The sequence below is a fragment of the Thalassospira sp. GO-4 genome (genome assembly GCF_023588965.1).
Taxonomy (GTDB): domain Bacteria; phylum Pseudomonadota; class Alphaproteobacteria; order Rhodospirillales; family Thalassospiraceae; genus Thalassospira; species Thalassospira povalilytica.
The window spans coordinates 1,178,798-1,202,500 of the sequence record NZ_CP097807.1; the positions used below are offsets into that span (position 1 = coordinate 1,178,798).

General features: G+C 55.9%; 22 protein-coding genes (1 of these 22 running past the window's edge). 7 read left to right on the forward strand and 15 right to left on the reverse strand.

Annotation, left to right across the window (positions count from 1 at the left end; all coding sequences use genetic code 11):
- Positions 1 to 37: 37 nt before the first annotated feature.
- The gene (locus M9H61_RS05655) at positions 38 to 1,765 is read right to left on the reverse strand and encodes a thiamine pyrophosphate-requiring protein (protein WP_250283861.1); all 1,728 of its coding nucleotides are present in this window, start codon (positions 1,763 to 1,765) and stop codon (positions 38 to 40) included.
- Between the two features lie 138 nt (positions 1,766 to 1,903).
- Here M9H61_RS05655 and M9H61_RS05660 point away from each other — a divergent pair, with 138 nt between their 5' ends.
- On the forward strand, positions 1,904 to 2,665 hold the full coding sequence (locus tag M9H61_RS05660; RefSeq protein WP_250283863.1) for an IclR family transcriptional regulator: 762 nt from the start codon (positions 1,904 to 1,906) through the stop codon (positions 2,663 to 2,665).
- Here the strand turns inward: M9H61_RS05660 and M9H61_RS05665 are convergent.
- Positions 2,650 to 3,666 carry an AraC family transcriptional regulator gene (locus M9H61_RS05665; RefSeq protein ID WP_250283865.1) on the reverse strand — a complete coding sequence of 339 codons (1,017 nt, stop codon included), beginning with the start codon at positions 3,664 to 3,666 and terminating at the stop codon, positions 2,650 to 2,652. The genes M9H61_RS05660 and M9H61_RS05665 overlap by 16 nt on opposite strands.
- A gap of 108 nt (positions 3,667 to 3,774) precedes the next feature.
- Here M9H61_RS05665 and M9H61_RS05670 point away from each other — a divergent pair, with 108 nt between their 5' ends.
- Positions 3,775 to 4,992 carry an MFS transporter gene (locus M9H61_RS05670; protein ID WP_068517330.1) on the forward strand — a complete coding sequence of 406 codons (1,218 nt, stop codon included), beginning with the start codon at positions 3,775 to 3,777 and terminating at the stop codon, positions 4,990 to 4,992.
- A gap of 105 nt (positions 4,993 to 5,097) precedes the next feature.
- On the opposite strand, the gene M9H61_RS05675 is transcribed toward M9H61_RS05670, so the two are convergent.
- From M9H61_RS05675 to M9H61_RS05685, 3 genes are all read right to left on the reverse strand, one after another.
- A complete protein-coding gene (locus M9H61_RS05675; RefSeq protein WP_250283867.1) occupies positions 5,098 to 5,772 on the reverse strand; it encodes a dihydrofolate reductase family protein in 675 nt (224 codons plus the stop codon).
- A gap of 167 nt (positions 5,773 to 5,939) precedes the next feature.
- The gene (araD1, locus tag M9H61_RS05680) at positions 5,940 to 6,929 is read right to left on the reverse strand and encodes an AraD1 family protein (protein ID WP_250283868.1); all 990 of its coding nucleotides are present in this window, start codon (positions 6,927 to 6,929) and stop codon (positions 5,940 to 5,942) included.
- Between the two features lie 69 nt (positions 6,930 to 6,998).
- Positions 6,999 to 7,772: an SDR family NAD(P)-dependent oxidoreductase gene (locus M9H61_RS05685; protein ID WP_250283870.1), complete on the reverse strand. Its 774-nt coding sequence runs from the start codon at positions 7,770 to 7,772 to the stop codon at positions 6,999 to 7,001.
- A gap of 566 nt (positions 7,773 to 8,338) precedes the next feature.
- On the opposite strand from M9H61_RS05685, the gene M9H61_RS05690 reads away from it, so the two are divergent.
- Both M9H61_RS05690 and M9H61_RS05695 read left to right on the forward strand, forming a co-directional pair.
- Positions 8,339 to 9,085, forward strand: coding sequence for a FadR/GntR family transcriptional regulator (locus M9H61_RS05690; protein ID WP_068517326.1), 747 nt, complete (start codon positions 8,339 to 8,341; stop codon positions 9,083 to 9,085).
- An 88-nt stretch (positions 9,086 to 9,173) separates the two neighbouring features.
- Positions 9,174 to 9,512, forward strand: a complete 339-nt coding sequence (locus M9H61_RS05695) for a hypothetical protein (RefSeq protein ID WP_250283872.1) — start codon at positions 9,174 to 9,176, stop codon at positions 9,510 to 9,512.
- A gap of 75 nt (positions 9,513 to 9,587) precedes the next feature.
- On the opposite strand, the gene yjfF is transcribed toward M9H61_RS05695, so the two are convergent.
- The 4 genes from yjfF to M9H61_RS05715 form a co-directional block, all read right to left on the reverse strand.
- Positions 9,588 to 10,565: a galactofuranose ABC transporter, permease protein YjfF gene (gene yjfF, locus M9H61_RS05700; RefSeq protein WP_101246397.1), complete on the reverse strand. Its 978-nt coding sequence runs from the start codon at positions 10,563 to 10,565 to the stop codon at positions 9,588 to 9,590.
- Complete coding sequence (locus tag M9H61_RS05705; protein WP_250283874.1) at positions 10,555 to 11,571, reverse strand: ABC transporter permease; 1,017 nt, start codon at positions 11,569 to 11,571, stop codon at positions 10,555 to 10,557. Before M9H61_RS05705 ends, yjfF begins: the two co-directional genes overlap by 11 nt.
- A 41-nt stretch (positions 11,572 to 11,612) precedes the next feature.
- Complete coding sequence (locus M9H61_RS05710; protein ID WP_114113982.1) at positions 11,613 to 13,136, reverse strand: sugar ABC transporter ATP-binding protein; 1,524 nt, start codon at positions 13,134 to 13,136, stop codon at positions 11,613 to 11,615.
- 141 nt (positions 13,137 to 13,277) lie between these two features.
- A complete protein-coding gene (locus M9H61_RS05715; RefSeq protein ID WP_305879851.1) occupies positions 13,278 to 14,225 on the reverse strand; it encodes an ABC transporter substrate-binding protein in 948 nt (315 codons plus the stop codon).
- Between the two features lie 166 nt (positions 14,226 to 14,391).
- On the opposite strand from M9H61_RS05715, the gene M9H61_RS05720 reads away from it, so the two are divergent.
- A complete protein-coding gene (locus tag M9H61_RS05720; protein ID WP_250283878.1) occupies positions 14,392 to 15,462 on the forward strand; it encodes an aldose epimerase family protein in 1,071 nt (356 codons plus the stop codon).
- On the opposite strand, the gene M9H61_RS05725 is transcribed toward M9H61_RS05720, so the two are convergent.
- From M9H61_RS05725 to M9H61_RS05745, 5 genes are all read right to left on the reverse strand, one after another.
- Positions 15,439 to 16,134: a hypothetical protein gene (locus M9H61_RS05725; protein ID WP_250283880.1), complete on the reverse strand. Its 696-nt coding sequence runs from the start codon at positions 16,132 to 16,134 to the stop codon at positions 15,439 to 15,441. The genes M9H61_RS05720 and M9H61_RS05725 overlap by 24 nt on opposite strands.
- Before the next feature lie 48 nt (positions 16,135 to 16,182).
- Entirely contained in the window at positions 16,183 to 17,766 is a 1,584-nt protein-coding gene (locus tag M9H61_RS05730; protein ID WP_250283882.1) for a gamma-glutamyltransferase family protein, read from the reverse strand.
- Positions 17,767 to 17,894: 128 nt separating this feature from the next.
- Positions 17,895 to 19,220, reverse strand: a complete 1,326-nt coding sequence (locus M9H61_RS05735) for a TRAP transporter large permease subunit (RefSeq protein WP_114113986.1) — start codon at positions 19,218 to 19,220, stop codon at positions 17,895 to 17,897.
- Between the two features lie 6 nt (positions 19,221 to 19,226).
- Complete coding sequence (locus tag M9H61_RS05740; RefSeq protein WP_250283884.1) at positions 19,227 to 19,796, reverse strand: TRAP transporter small permease subunit; 570 nt, start codon at positions 19,794 to 19,796, stop codon at positions 19,227 to 19,229.
- A gap of 1 nt (position 19,797) precedes the next feature.
- A complete protein-coding gene (locus M9H61_RS05745) occupies positions 19,798 to 20,916 on the reverse strand; it encodes a TRAP transporter substrate-binding protein (protein WP_170310173.1) in 1,119 nt (372 codons plus the stop codon).
- 333 nt (positions 20,917 to 21,249) lie between these two features.
- Between M9H61_RS05745 and M9H61_RS05750 the strand changes: the two genes are divergently transcribed.
- Positions 21,250 to 21,987: a GntR family transcriptional regulator gene (locus M9H61_RS05750; RefSeq protein WP_068517319.1), complete on the forward strand. Its 738-nt coding sequence runs from the start codon at positions 21,250 to 21,252 to the stop codon at positions 21,985 to 21,987.
- 3 nt (positions 21,988 to 21,990) lie between these two features.
- On the opposite strand, the gene M9H61_RS05755 is transcribed toward M9H61_RS05750, so the two are convergent.
- Entirely contained in the window at positions 21,991 to 23,097 is a 1,107-nt protein-coding gene (locus M9H61_RS05755) for an AraC family transcriptional regulator (protein WP_250283886.1), read from the reverse strand.
- Between the two features lie 125 nt (positions 23,098 to 23,222).
- Here M9H61_RS05755 and M9H61_RS05760 point away from each other — a divergent pair, with 125 nt between their 5' ends.
- On the forward strand, positions 23,223 to 23,703 hold the 5' portion of the coding sequence (locus M9H61_RS05760) for a LysE family translocator (RefSeq protein ID WP_250283888.1). 125 nt of this gene lie beyond the right edge of the window; the window shows 481 of its 606 coding nt (coding positions 1-481); the start codon lies at positions 23,223 to 23,225; its stop codon lies off the right edge, out of view.

Sequence of the window (23,703 nt, forward strand, 5' to 3'; positions counted from 1 at the left end):
CCGGGCGCTACAACATGGCAACAGGAATGATCGAGCCTTACGGCGCAATCGTTACCTCAACCAGCGCATGGGTACGCTTGGTGTCGATATGCTTGATCGCATCGCGCAGAATACCTGGCAGGTCTTCGGGGCGCTTGGCCTTGGCGACCCAGGCGCGGCTGGCCTCGGCGACCTTGGTGAAATCCGGGCTGGGTTTAAGGGCTGTTAGCGGCATTTCATTGGTTTTCGCCGCATAGCCGTTTGGATACATCCCCGCCACCGACTGACGCACCGCCCCCCATTCATTATTGTTCAGAACAAGGATCAGGATCGGAAGCTCAAGCGCCTCGGCGATCTGATGGCAGGCCGTCGGGTTGGCGAACATGTATGATCCGTCACCCATGGTCGCGACGACAAGCTTATCCTTGTCGGCCAACTGATAGCCCATTGATGCCGGGAATGACCAGCCAAGACCACCGGAATGCGGTTCCTGATACCAGCTGCCATGCTCCGACAGTGAAAGTGGCTCCAACGGACAGCCAAGCTCGGAAAAGACGGTTGCCGCACGACCGGCAATCGCATCGGACAGGCAGCGCGATACAAAGGCCTTGGTCATCGGGTCCACTGCCCCGGCATCGGCCATCGCCAATGCCTTTTTGCGGGTTTCGGCATTGATCGTGGCAATTTTGCCCCGACGATCCGAACAGGTCGCGGCATGATCGGCATGGCGGCGATCCATGGCATCTGCCAGCATCATGATGACATCACCGGTCTCGCCAACAAGCGAGATGTCGGCGGCAAAGTTACGCCCCGGGAAACGGGAATAAAGCGGGTTCTGACCGATCTGAACCACCTTGCAATCCGGACGCAGCGTATGGATATCGGGTGACCAGGGCGCCAGACAATCAATCACCACTACCGCATCGGCATCCTTAAGCCAGGGTGCCGGATCCATCCCGGCAAACATCGGATGTTCGGTACCGATGGCAAGCTGGATCGCCCAATATTGCACGACCGGAATGCCCCACTGATCAACCAGTTCGGAAAAACGGCCAAATGCCTCGGCCGTTCCTGTCCCGCGCTGGGCAATGATCACCGGGTTCCTGGCAGCGGCAAGAATGTCTGCGGCCTGCTCGACACTGGCTTGCGGCGGGGCAACCGGAACCGGCTGCATGCGAAGCGGCCCGTCAATCTCGTCCCCCGGGCAGGGTTCACACAGAACCTCACGCGGCAGACTGACATAGGTCGGGCCCTTGGGCACCGATGATGCGATGGCATAGGCACGATCAACGACTTCGGGCACCTGTTCGGGGAATTTCAGTTCATATTCCCATTTCGAACTTTCGCGCACCAAGGCGGCCTGATCGCGCATTTCCTGGCCCCAGCCGATCGGAACGGTGCGCGCGCCAAGGCGGCCCTTTTCCATTACCGGGGTTCTACCCGACATCAGAACGACCGGCACATGTTCGGTCGCGGCATTGATCGCGCCAATCGCACAATTGGCAAGACCGACATTGGTGTGCGCCATAACGGCCTGCGTTTTTCCGGTCGCAAGGTAATAGCCGTGCGCCATGCCCATCGCCGCATTTTCATGCGGCATGATCAAAGCGTTGGGAAGATCGATATCCTTTGCTGCGGCTTCGGCCAGACCTTCGATGATCGGCGGAAAGTCGGTGCCGGAATTGGCAAAGATATAATCAATCCCGATCGCCTTCATACGGGCCAGAACCGCCCCGCCGGCGGTCAGGGTAATCTGACCGGATTTGTCACGCGTGTCGTTTGTCATCAGACGCCTCTTGTTTTACTCTTTCAATATTTCTATATTTGAAATATGATTTATAATATAGTTTATTATTTAAATCTGGGCGGCGTCAAGCATCGCGTCCGGCTTTAGACCCGTGGCGTTTTATGTGAATGGAAAATCATGACCAGCCAGCTCAATGGATCTGTCCTGAAGGCCTTTAAAATTCTGGATATTTTTGCGGCGGGGAAATCCGAACTGACGGCAAAGGAAACCGCAGACGCGCTTGGCATCAATATGATTACCGCACATCGGTTTTTGCACACACTGGTCCATGCCGGTGCGTTGCGGGCATCGTCACGCGGGGTCTTCCGGTTGGGATATATGTTTGCCGATCTGGGCGAACGGGTTTTGCATGACGGCAATCTGCCAACCCTGTTGCAACCGATCCTTGATCAGCTGGCGCGTGACACCGGGGAAGCCTGCATGGCAACCGAATTTGATCGCGACATGGCGGTCTGCATCGCCAAGTCCCTGCCCGACCGGCCGCTTTATGTCGATATCCGGATCGGCTCGAAACTGGATGCTTTTTGCACGGCCCATGGCAAATTATGGCTGGCGCATATGGGTTCTGACGATCAGGACCGCTATTTCAAGAACGCCCAACTCCGTGGCATGACCGATCACACCATCACCGACATAAAAACCCTTCGGGACGAACTGCAAACGATCCGTCAACAGGGCTTTGCCACCAATAATGGTGAACGTGAAAACGATATTTATGCCATTGCCGTTCCGATCACGACCCAGCATGGCAAAATGATTTCAGGCTTTTCGGTTTTCGGCGCATCACCGGCAATCCTTGGCCAGCATCGCGACAGTCTGCTTGATCATCTGCGATCGGCAACACAAACCGCCCGCCAGGCCCTTTACGGCGCGGCGTAATCCATATGACGGATGGCGCCGGGTGATTTTCCGGTGGTACGCTTGAACGCACGGCTGAATGCCGCGACCGAGGCATAGCCAAGCCGTTCGGCAACCTCGTCAAGCGACAGGTTTTCACGCCCGATCCATTGGCTGGCCAGACGCATGCGCAAATTGGTCAGATATTGCTGCGGGGTGGCCTTGGTCAGTTCGACAAACCGTTCGGCAAAGACCGATCGCGACATCCCCATTTCCGATGCCATATCGGCAACCGACCAGTTACGGCCCGGCTCCTTGTGCAAGGCGGCCAGCAACCGCGCAAGTTTGGGATCACGCACGGCCTCGACCCAGCCACACACATCACAACCCGCCTCAACCCAGCGTCGCAGGATGGCGGCTGCCACCACATCGGCAAGCCTTGTCAGGATCACGCCATAGCCCGGGCGCTTGGCGCGCAGTTCGGCGGTCATAACATCCAAAATCGCAGGGATTTGCGGATCATGATCGGGCACCGTTTCGATATGCATCACCTCGGGCTTAAGATGCGCCAGCGGATGCAACCACCCGAGATCAAATTCCATCGCACAGCTGAAAATCAGATTGTCCTTTGACCGGCAGGCATCCGCTTCGCACGCCCGAATTTCAGACGCCGCATCACAAAGCGGTGCCTTTTCAAAGGCATCGACACTGCGCATGGCAACGCCATCTTCGCTATAAAGATCGTGAATGCCAGCACAGGGCAGCAATACCGCATCCCCGCAGCCCAGAACATGCACTGCCCCGCTTTTGGTACGCAGATGAACTGTGCCCTGCCCGATAAAGTGAAACCAGGCACGGGTGTCATCCATGTCCTCGCCAAAGCGCAGGCCATAAGGTGCGGAAATCTCGATCCGGCGATAATCCAGTCCGCGCAGTCGCACCCCCGACAGCAGGTCATTAACCATATCATGGCCCGCTTCGTTGAACTGGCCTTCGATATGGTTTGACGGGCTGTTGAATGCGGCATTCGGGATGGGGGACATGACATTCCGGACGATTGATCAATTAATCCAGACAAACTGTCATAGATCGTCCGAACGGTCCAGTCTATTTTAGGTGCAATGCACAAACACCTTTAAAAGGACTTCCGCATGAGTGAACCACAATCCGACGCCCGGCCCGCGCAGACGTCCGCCGTCGCGCCAGCACCTGCTGCATGGGCCGCCGTCATCTCAATGACACTGGGGGTATTCGGGCTGGTCACGGCCGAATTCCTGCCGGTCAGTCTTCTAACCCCGATTGCGTCCGACCTTTCGGTGTCCGAAGGCCTCGCCGGTCAGGCCATTTCGGCAACGGCCTTTCTGGCCCTGATTACAAGCCTTCTGATTGCCACCGTCACCCGCCGGTTTGACCGCCGCAATGTCCTGCTTTCTTTCTCGATATTGCTGGTGGTTTCAAGCATCATCGTTGCGTCGGCAGAAAATTTTGCCTTCCTGCTGGTTGGCCGCGTTCTTCTGGGCATCGCCCTTGGCGGTTTCTGGACAATGTCGGCGGCAACCATCATGCGACTGGTGCCCGAAAACCATGTGCCGCGTGCGCTTGCCATCATGTTCAGTGGCGTTTCGGCTGCCACCGTCTTTGCCGCCCCGGTGGGCAGCTTCCTTGGCGATATCATCAGCTGGCGTGCGGTATTTCTCCTGGCTGCCGGGATCGGCGTCATTACCTTCGTCGTACAGTTCGCAACCCTGCCGTCCCTGCCACCGCGCGGACGGGCATCGCTGCGCACCCTTGTTGATCTGATCAATCGTCCGGGCATGAAATTCGGGCTGCTGTCACTGGTCATCATCATTACCGGGCACTTTGCCCTGTTTACCTATGTCCGCCCGTTCCTTGAAAACGTCACGGGTGTGGCAACGGCGGGGATTTCCGGGGTGCTGCTGGGCTTCGGGGTCGCCAACTTTTTCGGCACCCATCTGGCCGGTGCGCTGATTGCGCGATCACTGCGCATGACCATTGCCCTGATGCCCTTCATCATGGGGCTTTGCGCCCTTGCCATGGTTCTGATCAATGGCGCGCTTAATCCGACCATCGTTCTGGTCGCGATCTGGGGCATGGCGTTTGGCGGTGTACCGGTTGCCTGGTCGACCTGGATCACCCGCATGGTTCCCGATGAAGCCGAAAGCGGCGGCGGGCTTCTGGTTGCCGGTTTTCAAACCGCAATCGCGGCCGGCGCCATCATTGGCGGGGTGATGTTTGATTTCATCGGCGCACTTGGCGTCTTTGAACTTGGCGGCATCGCCCTTGTCGTTGCCTCGGTCGTTGTTACCGCTGTCTTGCGCCCCGCCCCGGCTGTCAGCGAACAGGCCTGATCCCTCGCACCACCTGCAACACAGATCACACCACAAACGAAAAAGCAGCGGGTCATCCGCTGCTTTTTTTACATTTGACCACCCTGCACATAGGCTTCGATCAAATCAGGCAAGCCCTTCGGCGATGCGCATTTTGCGCTGTCTTTCACGTTCTGCATCCGACGGGGCGTGATGGGCAAAGGACCCGCATTTAACAGCCCCGTCCGGACGCAGAATATTCAGGCACACGCCCGTCGAAAAGGCCTGACTTGAAACCAGCGTCAGGTTGGTTGGCGCACCGTCGTTGCCAAACAGGCGCTTGCCCTTGCCAAGGATGGCGGGCATCACCCACAGGCGATATTCATCAACCAGATCATTGGCAATAAGGGCTTGGACAAGCTTGCTGCTTCCCTGTGTCAACAAATCCGGTCCATTCCCCGCCTTAAGCGTGCGAATGGCATCGATAATGTCACCATCAAGCGCCACCGAATTTTGCCAACTCAGACTGTCGGGATCGGATGTCGCGACGTATTTGGTAACACTGTTGAATTTCTGCCCGATCGGGTCATCATCGCCGGCATAGGGCCAGTGGGCTGCAAAAATATCGTAGGTATATCGCCCCAGCAGCAGATCATAGGATGCGGATAAATGATCCCCCATGATCTTGCCCATTTCCGCGTCCCAATAATGGAAAGTCCAGCCGCCAAATTCAAATCCGCCGGCGATGTCTTCGTCCGGGCCGCCCGGAGCCTGCATCACGCCATCAACCGACACAAAGGCCGATACAATCACCTTCCTCATCTGAACGCTCCTTTTTGCGGGCCGATCTTTGTTTTCAGGCATGTTACGCCTGCATTGCCAATGCGGCAAAAGAAAACCCCGGCACATTGCTGCGCCGGGGAAGTTGGTGTCGTTCGGAGGGAGACTGGGCTTTTACGCCCTTTGGAATTACGCGAATTCCCGAAAAATCAGATGGCTTTGACCACAACCGGGCGTTCTGCCTGAACCATCAGGCGGTTGCGGATGGGGCGGCCAAACAGGGCTGATGAAATTTCGAATTCATCACCGTCCTGTGTCGTGATGCCATCGGCAAAGCTGAGTGTCGCCGTGCCAAAGAAATGCGCATGCACATCACCCGGGCGGCGGAACAGGTCATATTTGAAGTGGTGATATTCAAGGTTGGCAATCGAGTGCGACATATTGTCTTCGCCGCTGACGAACTGCTTTTCCCAGATCACCTTGCCATCGCGATACAGACGCGAGGTCCCCTCGACATGGCTAGGCAGATCCCCCAGCAGCAATTCCGGCCCCATCGCGCAATGGCGCAGCTTTGAATGCGCCAGATAAAGGTAGTTCTGGCGCTCCATCACATGATCGGAAAACTCGTTCCCGATCGCAAAGCCGATGCGCACCGGGGTTCCGTCATGGTCAATGATATAAACCGCGGCAATTTCCGGTTCCTCGCTGCCATCAAGGGCGAAGGACGGGCTCGGGATCGCCGCCCCGGGATTGGCGACAATGGATCCATCGCCCTTATAGAACCATTCGGGCTGTACACCATGTTCACCGGCCTTGGGCTTGCCGCCTTCGACGCCCATGCGAAACATCTTCATGGAATCTGTTTCATCGGCGGCCTTGTTGTCGGCCTTGTGCATGTTTGCACGCGCAGAGGCCGAACCAAGATGGGTAAGCCCGGTCCCGGTGACAAGGAAATGCGCCGGATCAACATGGGTAATCGGCGGCAAAAGGCGTCCGTCACGGACAACCTCGTTATAATTAACGCGGTCGTCCCCCATGCGAATTTTCGCCTTTTCGATCATCGTCATGTTTTTGGCAAGTGCGATGGTCGCAAGTTCACGGGTGGTGGAAACGCCCTTGAGCGGGATAAGGGTGTTTTCGTCTTCGACCACGGCAACATGCTGCGCACCCGCGGTATCCTTGTATTGAACCAGTCTCATGAAAGTTCGTCCTGAATGATCTTTGTCGGTTATGTGAATGTTGGCTTGATCGCCACGGGCAAAACCGCCCTAGACCCAGCCGCCATCAACAATGAAGTTCTGGGCGGTACACATCCGGCTTTCATCGGAAATCAGGAACAGCGCCATGCGCGCGATATCCTGTGGCATCACCTTGTTCTTCAGACACTGGCGTTCATCGATTTCGCGCTCGGCCGCCTCATCAACCCAAAGATCAAGCTGGCGCTGCGTCATCACCCAGCCCGGAACAAGGGTATTGACCCGGATATGATCCTTGCCCAGATCGCGCGCCATGCCGCGTGTCAGCCCGTGGGTTGCGGCCTTTGCCGTGGTATAGCCCGGCATGCCGCCCTGCCCCATCATCCAACTGACCGACCCGAAATTGACGATGGCACCACCGCCGGCCTTTTGCATCATCGGGGCGACGGACTGAATGGCAAAGAAGGACGGACGAATATTGATTGCCTGGCGGTCATCCCAGTATTCCGGGGTCACGTCCTGCCATTTGTGGCGGGTATCATTGGCGGCATTGTTCAAAAGCCCGGTAATCGGCCCGTTGATTTCGGCGGCCTTGGCAACCGCGGCCTGAAGGGCCGGGATATCGGTCAGGTCGCATTTGATAAAGACCGGCGCATTGCGCGCGTCTTTTGAAAGCTTTTCGACAAGGGCGTTGCCCGCATCTTCCATGATATCGACAAAGGCGACTTTGGCGCCCTGCTCGACAAAGGCGGTAACAAGGGCGTCGCCAATACCCGATGCGCCACCGGTGATGAATACCGATTTATCTTCAAGGCTGGTATAGTGTGTCGGCATGCGATCAGACATGATCGGTGCTTCTCCCGTCGTGTGGTTTCTCTTTTGGTGTCTCTCTGCCGGTCCGGCACGGGGACTCCACCCCGCACGCGATCCGGATTTGCATTCCATAATGTTCAGAATAGGAATCATTGCCGATATGTGCAGCGCAAAAGACACCTGTCCGTAAAACGGGTTGTGGTGCCAATTGCCCGCATCGGGCAACTGTGCGGATCAGTTTTGCGGCATTGTCATCCGGCCCGTGATCATGATGCTTCCTCCTGAAAATTATGTTTTTAATTCTTCATACAATAACATTAATGATCAGGATATCCGGGCCTGTCAAGCGACAAACGGGTGAAGTGAATTCTTTCGATCTGTCGCGCAGTAGTTTATAACGACGTGACCTTTGGCACTTCACGGCCGATCACGGCACCCCTGCCCGAAATAATTATATGCTTTGCAACACAAAGCGTTGGAGGGGTCAGATAAGTTGCCCTCGAAATTAATTCATATTATATGAATAATATCAAAGCGGGCCTTTTGCCGTTTTGCATTTTTACAAGGTCCTGGCCCATGGCCATGCCGGAGGGAATTTAATGTCGTCGATGTCAAGAACCTACGCCAAACGCAGCCTGCACAGCATAGTTGCCCATGATCTTGGTGCACGGATTGTTTCGGGCCAGCTGGCGCCGGGGGATGTGCTTCCGACCGAGGCGGCATTAAGTGAATCCCTTGATGTATCGCGCACGGCCCTGCGCGAGGCGATCAAGATCCTGTCGGCCAAGGGCCTGATTGAAAGCCGTCCGAAAACTGGTACGCGTGTCAAACCGCGGTCAAGCTGGAACCTTCTGGACCCTGATGTCCTGTCTTGGCACTTCCCGGACCCGGACCCGGCATTCCTGTATGCGCTGTTTGAAACGCGTCTGATCATTGAACCCAATACGGTCGCCATGGCTGCTGTGCGCGCAACGCCCGATGAAATCAAGGCGATTGGCGATGCCTATGACGCCATGGAAAAGGCCGAACCGGGGACCGAGGCGGTCTATCTTACCGATCTGCAATTCCATCAGGCGATCCTTAATGCATCTGGCAACGATTTCATGAAATCATTCGGCATGCTGATTGAAACCGCCCTGATCGGATCATTCCGCCTGTCGTCCGGTGGTCCCAAGGCCCATGTGCAATCGCTTCCCGATCATCATGCGGTCTATGCCGCCATCAGCCACCGCGACCCGGACGAGGCCCGCGCGACCATGCACAAACTGCTTCGCCGCACCATGCGCCAGCTCCGCCAGCAACTTGGCATGTCGGTCGATCACGACTGGGACAAGATCGGGCTTTAGGGACCGAACTTAAGTCACAAGACACATCTTCACGCGTCGCAAAAACGGGCTGTTTGGCCCGTTTTTTTTTTCGTCAACGGAGGATGTTATGAAACATCTTGTGATCGCATTTTCAATGCTCTGCGCCGTCAGTTTTGCCGCATCGAGTGCCAAGGCAAACCTGAAAAAAGAATATTGCTCCAATCAGACCTACTACACAGAAACAGGTGAAAACGATGGCGGTCGATATCCTCACCTGCATTGCGACACGAAGTTCCTGACATATAGCAGTGGTTCCACCCACTACAATTTCGTCATCGGCAACACGCTTCAATCCGGAACAGCAGGGAGCGCATGCTTCAAGGCCGAAGAACAGGATGCCCCCAATTTGAAGGCCAAAATCGCAGAAGTCTGCGACGATTTTGGCAAAGCCTGTTACGGATGTTAACCGCAATAAAAACGGGGCGACCCTTTGCGGGCCGCCCCAAGCGGCATGTGTTGTGTCGTCTGGTTCGCCCCTCTGTCAGGTCGCCCCGGCCCGCATGCCCGAAAACGACCTTGTGATCAGGCGTTGCAGGACGATAAAGCCAAACAGCAATGCCCCGATCATGATCTTGGTCCACCAGCTATTGAGTGATCCATCAAAGGCAATCAGGGTCTGAATCACGCCCATGATGATCCCGCCAAAGAACGTGCCCATCACAAAGCCCATGCCCCCGGTCAAAAGCGTTCCGCCAATCACCACGGCGGCAATCGCATCAAGCTCCACCCCGACTGCTGCCAGCGGATAGGCCGATGCGGTATAGAAGGCAAAGACCACACCCGAAAGCGCACTGAAAAAGCCCGACAGGGTATAGACGCGAATGATCGTGCCATGCACTGGAATGCCCAGAAGTTCGGCCGAATGACGATCCCCGCCAATCGCATAGACATTGCGCCCGAAACGCGTGTAATGGGCAATCACCACCCCGCCAATCACGGTCGCCAGCATGAGCAACGCCGATGCCGTCAGCCATCCACGTCCGGGCAGCGGCACTTTGAACCCGCTAAAGGCTGCGACAAACGGATGGTCAATCGGAACGGAATCCAGATTGATCAGGAAACACACCCCGCGCAAAAAGAACATGCCGGCAAGCGTGATGATAAAGGGCTGAATATCAAACTTGGCAATGATTACGCCCATGAAAGCCCCGAATGCCGCCCCGACAATCAGCGAAATCAAGGCCGCCATTAACGGATGCATGCCAAACCCGGTAACAAGTTCGGCCATCAGGACCCCGATAAAGGCAATCATCGACCCAACCGACAAATCAATACCGCCCGAAAGGATCACGAATGTCATGCCCACGGCCGTAATGATCAGGAACGCGTTATCGGTTAGAAGCGCGCCCAGAACGTAAGTATCGGAAAAGGCGCGATGTTCAAAAATCCCGTAACCATACAGCAATGCCAGAACCGCAAGCGTTGCAAGGATCGGGTAAAAACGTTCATTAATTTTCATCGGCTTTTCCCCGTTTGATGCGATCCATCGCCTGCCCGACCAGTTGGCGGGATTTCGGTGCCTGCACCAGAAGAACAATCATCACCACGGCCGCCTTGACGATCAGGGTATATTGCGACGGCAACCCCGAAAGAAGAATACCGGTACTTAGCGCCTGAATGATCAGAACGCCAATCACCGTCATGCCAATAAAGAACCGCCCGCCCATCAGGGATGCCCCGCCGATCACGACCGCCAGGATCGCATCAAGTTCAAGCCACAGCCCGGCATTATTGGCATCTGCCCCGCGAATATCGGCCGCAATAACGATCCCGGCAAAGGCCGAACACAGCCCTGATGCCCCATAAGCCATCAGCTTGATGCCGCGTGCATCAATGCCCGCCACCCGGCTGGCGCGCGCATTGCCACCCACAGATTCCACGAACAGGCCAAGGGCGGTTTTGCGCATCACGAAAAAGATTGCCGCAATCACCGCCGCGGCAATGATCACCCGCCATGGAATGCCCAGCAAATAACCGCTGCCAATCGCCTCAAAAAACGCGCCATGGAATGTCACGATCTGCCCATCGGTGATCATTTGCGCAATCCCGCGCCCGGCCACCATCAGGATCAGGGTCGCAATGATCGGCTGAATATCAAGGAACGCCACCAATATGCCATTCCAAAGCCCGCACAAAATCCCGGCACCAAGGGCGGCCAGAATGATCACCGCCGGATGAAGATCGGTATCACGGATCAGGACCGCCATGACGGCACCCGAAATGGCAATGATCGAACCGACCGACAAATCAATGCCGCGGGTTCCGATCACAATCGCCATGCCCACGGCGACAAGGGCGGTTGATGCCCCGCGATGGACAACATCGACCAGCGATCCGTAAAGATGCCCGTCAACAATGCGAATATTGAAAAAGTCCGGCGAAATGATCCCAATGCCCAGCACGATCAGAACCAGTGCCGCGACCGGGCCAAACCACGGCCGACTTATCAAAGAAGATGCAGACATGGTGCTGCTTTCCCGTAATTTCTTTTTGTCCTGCAAACTGGTCATCGTGCAATCGCCTCGATGATCCGGGTCTGGGTGATTTCCGCCCCCACCAGTTCGGATACCTTTTCGCGATCACGCATCACCGCAACCCGGTCGGCAAAGGCAACGATTTCTTCAAGCTCGCTTGATGCCACAAGCAACGCCAATCCTTCGTCACACAGTTCCTTGATCAGTTTGATAATGTCGGCATGGGCACCGACATCAATGCCGCGTGTCGGTTCATCAAGGATCAGCAGGATCGGCTTGGACACCAGCCAGCGCGCCAGAATGACCTTTTGCTGATTACCACCACTCAGCTGCCCGACCGGCTTTTCACTGTCCGGTGTTGCGATGCCAAGGGCCCTGATCATGTCATCGGCGAATTGCTGTTGCTCGGCACGCGGGATCGGGCGAAGCCATCCGCGCCGCCCCTGAAGGGCCAGGACGATGTTTTCGCGCACACTGAGTTCGGCAACAATGCCATCCTGTTTGCGGTCTTCGGGACAAAGCCCAAATCCCGACCGGATGGCATGGCGCGGCGACCGCAACATCACCGGCTCCCCATCCAGAAACACAAGGCCGCTATCGGCCTTTTGACTGCCAAATATCAGTTCGGAAAGCTCCGTCCGCCCGGAACCCAAAAGCCCGGCCAGACCAACGATTTCGCCCGCATTCAGATCAAGCGACACCGGCTCCAGCACCCGTTTCTTGCCAAGATTTTTGACCTGAATGGTCCGTTTTGGCCCGGCATAGCTGCCCTCATCCTGATGGCGGTGCGCACTGACCTCGGCCAGTTCACGGCCCAGCATATGATTGATCAGATCAATCTGCGGCAGGTCCCTGGTCACAAAGGTGCCGACAAGCCGCCCGTTGCGCAAAACCGTGATCCGGTCAGTAACCGCATAAACCTGATCCAGGAAATGGGTAACAAAAACAATGCCCAGCCCCTTGTCGCGCAAGTCACGCATGATGCGAAAAAGCGTCTGGATTTCATCACCGTCAAGCGATGCGGTCGGTTCATCCAGGATCAAAACCCGGGCATCCAGCGCAACCGCGCGCGCAATCGCCACCAACTGCTGGATCGCCACCGAATAGGACCCGAGCGGCCGGTTGACATCAATATCAAGCCCCAGTGTTTCAAGGGCGGCCTTGGCATCGGCCTCGGTCTTTTTCCATGAAATAAGGCCGAATTTCCGCGTCTGGCGTTCAAGCATCAGGTTTTCGGCAACCGACAGGGTCGGCACCAGATTGACTTCCTGATAGACCGTGGAAATCCCAAGCCCTTGCGCATCACCCGGATGCTGCGGATGGATTTCGATGCCATCGAGCATCACCGCCCCGGCGTCACGCGGATGCACCCCGGTAATCACCTTGATCAGGGTGGATTTTCCCGCCCCGTTTTCTCCCAAAAGGGCATGAATTTCCCCGCGTTTCAGGTCAAAATCGACATCCTGTAACGCCTTGACCCCGGGAAAGAATTTTCCCGCACCGCGCACCGAAAGTACGGTGTCGCGTCCCCCGTCAGAAAGTGCGGCGTTTGACATGTTCCTCACCCTCTCCCTGTTTTTTGATTTTTGTTCCTGATACGGCGCGACGCACCCCGGCCAAAGCCGAAGCACGTCACACCCGCTACCCAGCCACGCAACCGGCACCGTCACCCAGGGATCACGGTGCCGACTGACATGTTATTTGCTGCGCATTTTGTATTCTTCTGCTGCGGTATCAGGCAGGAAAAGCGGACCATTTGCCTTGATCCATTTCGGAACTTCCTGACCGGCCTTGGCGGCCTTGATCGCGTCAAAGGACGGCCCGCCCAGATGCGGGTTCAGCTCGATCGTGGCGTTGGTGTCGCCATCGGCCATCGCCTTGAAGATATCGGGCACCGCATCAATCGAAACGATCAGAATATCGGTCCCCGGTTTCAGACCGGCTTCCTTGATGGCCTGCACAGCACCAAGTGCCATGTCATCATTATGCGCATAAACCGCACAGATATCCTTGCCGCCATTTTCGGCCTTCAGGAAGCTTTCCATCACTTCCTTGCCGCCCGAACGGGTGAAGTCGCCCGACTGCGACCGGATGATATTGATGCCCGGGAAGTTCGAAACAACCGATTCAAACCCGGCTTTGCGGTCATTGGCCGCGGATGATCCAACCGTGCCCTGCAATTCGACAACATCGCAAACCGCGTTGGTTTCCGCCGCAAGCCATGCAGCGGCAAGCGCGCCTTCAACCACGAAGTCCGATGCCACCTTAGTCAGATACAGGTCTTCGCTGGCGTCAACGCCGCGATCCACCAGCACCACCGGAATACCGGCATCTTTTGCTTCTTTCAGGACCTGATCCCAGCCGGTTTCAACCACCGGGGCCAGAAGAATGCCGTCAACGCCCTGTGCGATGAAGGAACGGACAGCCTTGATCTGGTTTTCCTGTTTTTGCTGCGCATCGGAGAATTTGAGATCAATACCGCGGTTTTCAGCTTCGGCCTTGATCGATGCGGTTTCAGACGTCCGCCAGCCACTTTCAGACCCGATCTGCGAAAAGCCGATCATCATTTCAGCCTGTGCCGCAAATGAAAGACCAAGCGCAACGCCAAGTGCCGCAGTTGACACTGCAAGCTTTTTGAATTTCACCACGATTTCCTCCCTAAGTGTGGTTTTATTGCTTAAAAGCCATATAGTATTACAATATGATTTGTTAACGCTCAACCATATAGTGATTGCGATCCACCACCTATCGCCTATAACGATCAAAAGCATCGGATAAACCGAGAAAAATCAAAGATTACGGGAGAACAGAATGCCCAAAAGCCACCAACGATCAAACATGGCAGAACCATCCTCAGAAACCCGTAATTCGGGTAAAAATGCCCCGCGTGTGGAGCTGCGCACGTCGCAGATTCGCCTTACGGTTTCTGCGCTTGGCGCGCGCATTTGCGCCCTTGATTTGTATGAGGATTCAGATTCCAGCGGCACAAACATCGCCATCGGCCTTGCCGATGATGCGGCCTATCTGGCACAGGACAGCTATATCGGGGCTGTTTGCGGCCGTTACGCCAACCGGATCGAAAAGGCCCGCTATACCGACCCAGACGGTCATGACGTAACGCTTTCCGCCAACGAGGGTGAAACCCACCTTCACGGCGGCAAGGACGGGTTTGACCGGCGGGTCTGGGATATTGCCGATCAGTCGGAAACAATCGTGACGTTCAAGCTGACCTCACCTGACGGGGATCAGGGCTATCCGGGCACGCTGAATGCGACGGCAACATATTCGATTGTCGGTGAAAACCGCGTGCGTCTTGATATTTCGGCAACCTGCGATGCGCCCTGCCCGGTCAATATGACCAGCCATGCCTATTGGAACCTGACGGGTAAATTTGATCAATCGGCGGCCGATCATGTCCTGAAAATCACGGCCAATCATTGGCTTCCGGTCGATGAAAAACTGATCCCGCTTGCCGATAAACGCGACGTGACCGGTACTGGCTATGACTTCCGAAGCCCGGTCCGGATATCAGACATGCTTCCGCGCGCGACACAGGGCTTTGACCATAATTTCTGCCTGACCGGGGATCGCGGAGCCTTACGCCATATCGCGACCCTTTCCGATCCCGACGGCGGCCGTTCGATCGAACTATCCTCAACCGAGGCCGGCTTGCAATTCTATCTTTCCCAACATTTCACCGACGCTATGACATCGGCAACCGGCGTGCCCCTACACACATCCGCCGGCATCGCACTGGAACCACAAACCTGGCCCAACAGCCCCAACCGCCCTGACTTCCCAAGCCCCTGGCTGAAACCCGGCGAAACTTACCAGCATGTGATTGAGTGGGAGTTTTTTTTAACTTGCCGCAACAATTTCTAGTGCTTCGCCAAGTGCCACAATATCAATTTGATCGCCTTGAACTTTCCTATACTTGTCCAGCAAATGTTCTGAAACGTTGTAAACATCATCGACGAAGTAGTGCTTAGCCAAACCACAGGAAGAATCAGAGTTCCTCACTGAGTAACAATCACTTAGATTTGCTCCGTAATATCTAAGTAAACCAGCACTGTTTATTGAATGGGCGAATTGGTTTCGAACATCAAAGATGTTACGCAGAACTTTCTTTTGTTTTCGCTCTATATACTTCTCGTCCCTTAGCCAAATTATGCGTTCATTATTAGTTTCGTGATCTTCTGCGCTCTTTGGCTTACCTAACAGCCTAACCAATCGTTCAACCATAAACTCCATAAGAACAAAGAGCTGTCTTAAGTCTCTCTCTTCACAAGCAATGCCCGGCCGAACAATCACATTTCGTCCTCTGATTGGGGTCCCGGTATTAGTTTCGAGTCGAACACCAGCGTAACTCACGACACCGCCATAATTGGCTAAAAACCAGTTCTCCCCGAACCATAGAAACTCACGGCCAGCGGAGTGCGACAAGACATAAGCCAATACTGATCTATATTTTTTACCAGAAATTCCACCAGATATCTCTTTATATCTGGGTAAATAGTTAGGCGCTAAGTCGTGCAAAATGCTTTCCAGATACAAGGCGAGCTCCACTACAGCAATTGAACTTCCTTACAATGCCCATAACCGTTAAAGCGCAGCAATGCTCCCATCCGCACGCGGATCTGTCGCACCTTCCATAACCCCGTTCGAACGCAACCGGATGCCGCCGGCATGCCCCATCATGTCTTCATAGGGGCCAACGACCTCGACCGCGTGGCCTGCTGATTTAAGCTGATCAATCAGGGCCGGATCAAAGCGGTTTTCAAGTTTAAGCGTGGTGGTTTCATCGCCCCAGGTCTTGCCAAGCAACCAGCGCGGCGCGGTGATTGCTTCCTGCAAATCCTGACCAAACAGGACATTGCGGGTAAAGACCGCCGACTGGGTTTGCGGCTGGCCCTCGCCGCCCATGGTGCCATAAGTCAGAACCGATCCGTCATTGAGCCTTGCCATCGCCGGGTTAAGCGTATGGAACGGCAAGCGCCCCGGTCCGAGCTGATTTGGGCCGTCATGAAGCGTAAAGCTGGCCCCGCGGTTCTGCCACAAAACACCGGTTTCCGGCACCACGATGCCCGATCCGAATTCCCAGAAAATGCTTTGGATATAGCTGACCGCAACACCGTTGGCATCAACCGCCCCCATCCAGATGGTATCGCCGGGCTTGGCGACATGCGGCCAGGGCTGCGCGGTTTGCATGCTGATTTTTGCAGCTTCCTGCGCAAGGTTTTCATCCGAAAGCAACGCCATCGGATCAATGGTCATGCGATCGGGATCACCAACGTGATTGTTGCGGGCGATAAAGGCGCGCTTGGTCGCTTCAATCAGTCCGTGGACATGATCAAACCCGTCACCGTCCTTCACCCCCAGCCGGTCAAAAAGACCAAGGATCATAAGCGATGCCACACCCTGGGTCGGTGGCACCATGTTAAAGACCGTGCCGGCCGACAGTCGGACCGAAAGCGGCGTCATGACCTTGGCGTGGTAGCTTTCCAGATCGGCAAGCCCGATCGGGCTGCCAACGGCGGCAAGACCATCGGCATTGCTGCGCGCAATGTCGCCGCGATAAAAATCGTCAAGCCCGACCTTGCCAAGATGCTCAAGCGTCGCGCCAAGGGCCGGTTGCTTCAACACATCACCAATCGCGGGAATGCCATTGGCGGCATAGGTATCGACAAAGCCCGGAACGCCTTTGAGTTCCGCCATTTTGGTTGTGGTCAGTTCGACCTGCGATTTCGTGACCGGCACCCCGGCCCGGGCGTGATGCACCGCATCGGCCAGCAACCGTTCAAGCGGCACTTTCCCGCCGATCCCTGTGGCAATTTCAGCAGCCTTGATCCAGCCACCAATCGCCCCGGCAACCGTCAACGCCGCCAGCGGCCCGCGCGACGGGATCGCGGCGTGGCCTTGCTGACGATAGAAATCGGGGGTCGCAGCCCCCGCCGCGCCGCCGCAAGCCCTAATGGCAACCGGGTCCTTGCCCGGTTCGGCAATCAGCCAGAACCCGTCCCCCCCGATCGCATTCATATGCGGATAGACAACCGCAATGGTCGCGGCCGCGGCAATCATTGCCTCGACCGCATTGCCGCCATCGCGCAGGATATCGCGCCCGGCCTGGGCTGCCAGATGATGGGGGGCCGTAACCATGCCACCAAGTGCGGTTCTTGAACGTAACATCGTAATCCGGCCTCCCTGCCGTAATGCTTTCGGTCGTGCTGCGTGCTTTTCGCACATTGTCCGGTGATTTCTTCTTAGCGCCGTTTTTCCAGAACGGCGCCCGGCTTTTCACATCGTAGAAAGAAATCCTACCAGCCGATCAGATCAGGCAACCAGCTTGTCAGTTCCGGGAAAATGAACAGCAGGATCAGGGCCAGTGCCTGGATACCGATAAACGGTATCACACCGCGATAGATATCAACTGTCGAAACCGACGGCGGTGCCACCCCCTTAAGGAAGAACAGCGCCCAGCCAAAAGGCGGTGTCAGGAAGCTGGTCTGCAAATTCATCGCCACCAGAATGGCAAGCCAGGCCATGTCGATGCCGCTATTGTGGAATACCGGCAAGAACATCGGAAGCGCGATATAGGAAATCTCGATCCATTCAAGAAAGAACCCGAGAACAAAGATCACGCCCATCATGAACAGAAGGTTGCCCATATCCCCGCCCGGCACCCATTCAAACATCGCATGAACAAGCCCCTCGCCACCAAGCCCGCGGAAGGCCAGACCGAATGGCTGCGCACAGATCAGGATAAAGAACACCATTGCACTGGTGATCAGCGTGTCATGCAAAACATCGCGCATGACACCAAGGCTGAGACGCCGGGTAAAAAGCGCAAGAAGCAACGCGCCGAGCGCCCCCATCGAGGCCGCCTCGGTCGGGGCGGCAATCCCGCCAACGATCGATCCAAGCACAGCAAAAACCAGCGCCAGCGGCGGCAGAACCACTTTGACGATCTTGATCAGCAGGTCGCGCGAACTGAGCGCATCGCGTTCATCCTGCGGAATGGCCGGCACCATTTCAGGCTTGAATATCCCCAAAAGGACAAGATAAAGCCCAAGCATCCCCGCCAGGATCAGCCCCGGCACCATGGCCGCGGCAAACAGGGTCCCGACAGATTCGCCCAGAATATCAGCCAAAAGGATCAGCACCAGACTGGGCGGAATGATCTGCCCAAGGGTGCCCGATGCACAGATCACACCGCTTGCAACGCCCTTGTCATAGCCGCGATTGATCAGCGGCTGGAGCGACAGCAACCCCACCGTCACAACCGTCGCCCCGACCACGCCCGACGATGCGCCCATCAGAACCCCGACAATAACAATCGCAAGCCCCATGCCGCCCTTGAGCCGCCCCATGGCATGACCGATCACATCAATCAGTTCTTCGGCCAGTTTCGACTTTTCAAGCATGACCCCCATAAAGATAAAAAGCGGCAAGGCCAGAAGCGTATAGTTGGTCACAACCCCGTAAACGCGCGCAGGCAACAGATTGAACAGGCCGGTTCCAAAACCCATAATCCCAAAGGCAAATCCCGAAATCGCAAGCGAGATCGCCACCGGCACACCAAGCACGAGGAAGCCAAAGAAGCCCCCGACCATGCCGATGGCCAGCCATTCATTTCCGGTCATGTCTGATTAGTCTCCTGCGCCGCTTTGTGGTATCGCGGCGGATGTCTCATAGGTGGGAACGCCGTTTTCGGCGCGTATCTGTCGATAATTGATCATTGCCTGTGACACGGCCTGCACCAGCAAAAGCCCGAAGCCGACGGGAATGAATGCCTTAAGCAGGAAGCGATATGGCAAACCGCCCGGATCGGGGGATCCTTCGCCCATCATGATGGATTGTTCGACATAGGGGATCGAAAACCAGATCAACGCCGCGCCAAGAATTGCCATCAGAACAGCCGAAAACAGGTCAATGACCGCCCGGGCCCGCGGGCCCAGACGTTCATAGAGAAAATCGACCCGCACATGACCACCATGACGCATGCCATACGCCATGCCCATCAATGCAATCGGCGAGACCAGATGCCATTCAAGCTCCTGCATTGCCACACTTCCCGAATTCAAAAGATAGCGCAGCAACACATTGCCGCCGACCACCAGAACAAGGGCCAGACCACTGATCGCAGCCCCCCATCCGGCAATATCGACAATCAGGCCAAGAACACGGTCAAAAAGCGGTTCGGTGCGGGTCGTCGTCATGTCAGCTCATCCCGTCTTTGGATGAAATGATCCCGTGATAGGGTTTTTCGCTGACGGCCGCCCATTCGTGATGGTTGTCGCGGAACGCCATGAAGCTTTCATGGACCTTTTTGGTGATCGGGTCCTTGGCCGCTTCGGCTTCAAGGGTTTCCTTGGTGATGCCCTTAAGCTTGGTGACCACTTCATCAGGAAGGGTCTGGGCGGTCACGCCAAAGTTTTCGACCAGATCACGCAGGGCGGCTGCGTTATTGGCTTCGCACCAGGAATGGCTGTCAAGGTTGCAGGCTTGGGCTGCGTTCTTGACGATCGCCTGAAGGTCGGCCGGAAGGCTTTCCCAGGCCTTCTGATTGATCAGAAGTTCGGTGACGTTGGACGGTTCGTGCCAGCCGGTGGTGTAATAGTATTTCGCTGCCTTCTGAAGACCGAGGCGACGGTCCTGATAGGGGCCGACAAACTCGGCGGCATCAATCACACCACGTTCAAGGGCCGGGAAGATTTCCCCACCCGGAAGCAGTTTAACTTCAACACCGATCTGCTGGTACACTTTGCCTGCCAGACCCGGAATACGCATTTTCAGGCCCTTGAAATCATCAAGGCTTTCGATCGGCTCGCGGAACCAGCCGGTCATCTGAACACCGGTATTGCCCATCGGGAAGGCGACAAGACCATATGGCTTGTAAACTTCATGCCACAGATCAAGACCACCGGCATGATAAAGCCAGGCATTCATCCCCTGGAAGTTCAGGCCGAACGGAACCGTGGTGAAATACTGGGCAGCAAAGATCTTGCCGGCCCAGAAATAGGCGTTGGCCGCATTCATTTCGACCGTGCCGGCCTGAACCGCGTCAAACCCTTCAAGAGCCGGGATCAGTTCGCCTGCGGCAAAATGCTGGATATTCAGGCGCCCGTTTGACATCTCGGTCACACGTTTGCAGAAATCCTCCGGGCTGCCCGGACCGGTCACATAAAAAGGCGACCCGGGACCATAGGCATTGGTCATTTTCCAGTTAAAGGTTTCCTGGGCACGCACGATATTTGGTGCCGCCACAACAGCTGCCCCCGCAGCTGCCGCACCGACTGCGGACTTTGTCAAAAAGTCGCGCCGTTTCACATTCGTCATTGATGTCTCCCTGATAGAGATAGCTATTTCTTTGAAACGTACTCTCAACGGAATGCATTCCGCATTGTGTATACATCTTGCAACCGTCGTGCCATTTCATATTTTTCAATGACTTATGTGATTTTCACCTTCCACCTAACAACAAGTTATGTTTATTATTTAATCATTATCTTGCGCTGCATATATTTATTGCACATAAAATATGCAGCAAACCGGGTCGCATAAAAGCAATCATGCGCAACTCTTGGTATTCTTGGATTTGATGGCAAAACTGATGTATACATTCCTTAAAGGGAAACCGCATAAACCTCGTAAGAAGGGTTAAAACGCCATATGATCGAGCTTCGCCAAACGCTCAGCACCGCCTCCGACCAGCCGGATTCCGTCGGCATTGCCCAGCAATTGTGTCAGGCCCTTGAAGATGACATCGTGAAGGGCAAATTGCCGCCCGGGCAGCGCCTTGAAGAACCGCTTCTGGCAAAGCGTTTCGGCGTGTCACGCACCCCTGTCCGCGAGGCCCTGCAACTTCTGACCGCAACCGAACTGGCCGAAAAGATCCCCAATCGCGGGGTCTATGTGTCGCTTGCCACCCCGGAACGGTTGACCGCAATGTTTGAAAGCATGGCCGAACTCGAAGGCATGTGCGGACGCCTTGCCGCCAAACGCATGACCAGCGGCGAACGCCACAATCTTGAAAAAATCCATCACGACCTGGCACAGACCGTCCGCCATGGTGACAGCGACAATTATGAAACGCTGAACCGGGCCTTTCACAACGCCCTTTATCGCGGCACCCATAATGATGTTCTGGTCGATGTGACATTGTCGGTGCGCCGCCGGGTCGCGCCATTTCGCCGCGTACAGTTCCAAAGCCTGGCCCGGCTTGCCTCCTCGCACGAGGAACATCAGGGCATTGTCGATGCGATCCTGCGCGGGGACGTGAAGGCGGCCGAAGAATTGCTCTATGGGCATATCATGTCGGTTCATGACATCAGCCAGGATTATCTGGCCAGTCTGCGCAACGACAAGACAGCGGAAAAACCATCCGACAAGGTCATGATCGCCAAATAACCATCATCCTGCCCCGGATTGTTTGCGCAGGCCCCGCCGATATCCGCCGGGCCCCTCCCCGAAACGGGCCTTGAAGCGCCGCGAAAAGGCCGGCATCGATTGATATCCGCAGCGCAGGGCGACCTCGTCCATCGACAGATTGGTATCGCGCAACATGGTGCGTGCGCGGATCATGCGCCAATCCTGAAGATATTGCATCGGCGGAACCCCGACACATGCCCCGAACCGCACAACAAACCGGGTGCGCGACATCCCGGCATGACGGGCAAGGCTTTCGGCATTCCAGTCCTGTTCTGGATTGCGGTGCATGACGGTTAGGGCGCGACTGATCCGCGGATCGGCAAGCCCCGCCAAAACACCGGGCGGCAAATCATCCTTGCCCTGTTGCGATCCGAGAATTTCCAGAACCACAACCTCCATCAGGCGTGCAAGTGCTGCCTGCCACCCGGGTCGGTGACTTGTGGCAAGATCGGTGATTGCCGCCAGAACCGCGCCATAGGGCGCCTCATGGGGTAGCTCATAGGGTAGCTGCTGGAGTGTTTCGCGCCGGTCCCCGCCACGCAACACCACATGATCATCAATCAGCGCCAGTCCCGGATGCCGGATGGCCTCGTCAAAGGCACAGAACCCGCATAACATCCGCATATCGGCATCCTGCCCGTGCGTTGGCTCTTGCGTTGGCCCGTCCATTTGTCCATGCATTTGCCCATACATTTGTCTGGCCATCTTCTCGTCCACATCTCCGGGCGCCAGGTTGGGAACCTTTTTCCGGTTGCGCAAAATACCGGTCTGCGGATCAAATCCATGGGCCATCGCAGTGGCCAGATCGACCGGCATGACATTGGCCGGTCCTGTTTTCTGCTGTGCATCGGCAAGAATATGGGCCTTGCCATTTGGCACCAGAACAAGATCACCCGGCCCAAGATCAAGCGCCAGATCGCGATCTTCAAACAGCAACCGGCATCCGCCTGCCAGCACAAGGTGAAAGCGGATCCGCGCCCCTTCGGCCGGAACACGAACGCAAAACGCCCCCTGCATTTCGGCTGTGAAATAGAAATCCGATCGCAGCCTTAAATTGCTGCATACATCACTCAAAACGTCTGGCTGCATGATTGCCCGTGCTTTTTGGAACGATCTGATAAATTTTTAACAGGTTATCGCAAAGACGACGGCAACGAAATCCTCAATGATCTCTCCATCGCCCCTGATGGCACGCACAAAATGGAATAAGATCAATGACCCCGGAAACACTCGCCGCCCTGATCGGTTTTGCCTTTGTCATGTCCCTGTCGCCCGGCCCCGGCAATTTCCTGTTGCTGGCTTCCGGTGCGAATTTTGGCATGGTTCGCACGGTCCCGCTGATCCTTGGCATCAGCTTCGGATTTCTGTCGATGGTCTTCATCGTCGGGCTGGGGCTTGGGGAAGTCATGGCCAGATATCCGGTGATTGACGATATCTTGCGCCTGATCTGTCTGACCTACATCCTGTGGCTGGCCTTTCGCATTGCACGGATCAGATCATTTGGCAGCGCAGATCACCCCGCAGCCCGACCGGTCAGCTTTATCGAAGCCGCCACCCTGCAACTGGTCAATCCCAAGGCCTGGACCGTCGCCCTTATCGTCACGGTCACCTATATGTCACCGGATGGCGGGATTGTCGGACTGCTTGTCATGATCGGGATCTTTGCACTGGTCAATATTCCGACCATTTCAAGCT

What these genes read in the sequence shown, in the direction of transcription:
- M9H61_RS05755 (WP_250283886.1), bottom strand. Translation starts at nt 23,097, where the DNA reads ATGCAGCCAGACGTTTTGAGTGATGTATGCAGCAATTTAAGGCTGCGA.
- M9H61_RS05730 (WP_250283882.1), bottom strand. Translation starts at nt 17,766, where the DNA reads ATGTTACGTTCAAGAACCGCACTTGGTGGCATGGTTACGGCCCCCCAT.
- M9H61_RS05735 (WP_114113986.1), bottom strand. Translation starts at nt 19,220, where the DNA reads ATGACCGGAAATGAATGGCTGGCCATCGGCATGGTCGGGGGCTTCTTT.
- M9H61_RS05705 (WP_250283874.1), bottom strand. Translation starts at nt 11,571, where the DNA reads ATGTCTGCATCTTCTTTGATAAGTCGGCCGTGGTTTGGCCCGGTCGCG.
- yjfF (WP_101246397.1), bottom strand. Translation starts at nt 10,565, where the DNA reads ATGAAAATTAATGAACGTTTTTACCCGATCCTTGCAACGCTTGCGGTT.
- araD1 (WP_250283868.1), bottom strand. Translation starts at nt 6,929, where the DNA reads ATGAGACTGGTTCAATACAAGGATACCGCGGGTGCGCAGCATGTTGCC.
- M9H61_RS05740 (WP_250283884.1), bottom strand. Translation starts at nt 19,796, where the DNA reads ATGACGACGACCCGCACCGAACCGCTTTTTGACCGTGTTCTTGGCCTG.
- M9H61_RS05750 (WP_068517319.1), top strand. Translation starts at nt 21,250, where the DNA reads ATGATCGAGCTTCGCCAAACGCTCAGCACCGCCTCCGACCAGCCGGAT.
- M9H61_RS05655 (WP_250283861.1), bottom strand. Translation starts at nt 1,765, where the DNA reads ATGACAAACGACACGCGTGACAAATCCGGTCAGATTACCCTGACCGCC.
- M9H61_RS05710 (WP_114113982.1), bottom strand. Translation starts at nt 13,136, where the DNA reads ATGTCAAACGCCGCACTTTCTGACGGGGGACGCGACACCGTACTTTCG.
- M9H61_RS05675 (WP_250283867.1), bottom strand. Translation starts at nt 5,772, where the DNA reads ATGAGGAAGGTGATTGTATCGGCCTTTGTGTCGGTTGATGGCGTGATG.
- M9H61_RS05685 (WP_250283870.1), bottom strand. Translation starts at nt 7,772, where the DNA reads ATGTCTGATCGCATGCCGACACACTATACCAGCCTTGAAGATAAATCG.
- M9H61_RS05670 (WP_068517330.1), top strand. Translation starts at nt 3,775, where the DNA reads ATGAGTGAACCACAATCCGACGCCCGGCCCGCGCAGACGTCCGCCGTC.
- M9H61_RS05665 (WP_250283865.1), bottom strand. Translation starts at nt 3,666, where the DNA reads ATGTCCCCCATCCCGAATGCCGCATTCAACAGCCCGTCAAACCATATC.
- M9H61_RS05720 (WP_250283878.1), top strand. Translation starts at nt 14,392, where the DNA reads ATGCCCAAAAGCCACCAACGATCAAACATGGCAGAACCATCCTCAGAA.
- M9H61_RS05660 (WP_250283863.1), top strand. Translation starts at nt 1,904, where the DNA reads ATGACCAGCCAGCTCAATGGATCTGTCCTGAAGGCCTTTAAAATTCTG.
- M9H61_RS05695 (WP_250283872.1), top strand. Translation starts at nt 9,174, where the DNA reads ATGAAACATCTTGTGATCGCATTTTCAATGCTCTGCGCCGTCAGTTTT.
- M9H61_RS05690 (WP_068517326.1), top strand. Translation starts at nt 8,339, where the DNA reads ATGTCGTCGATGTCAAGAACCTACGCCAAACGCAGCCTGCACAGCATA.
- M9H61_RS05745 (WP_170310173.1), bottom strand. Translation starts at nt 20,916, where the DNA reads ATGACGAATGTGAAACGGCGCGACTTTTTGACAAAGTCCGCAGTCGGT.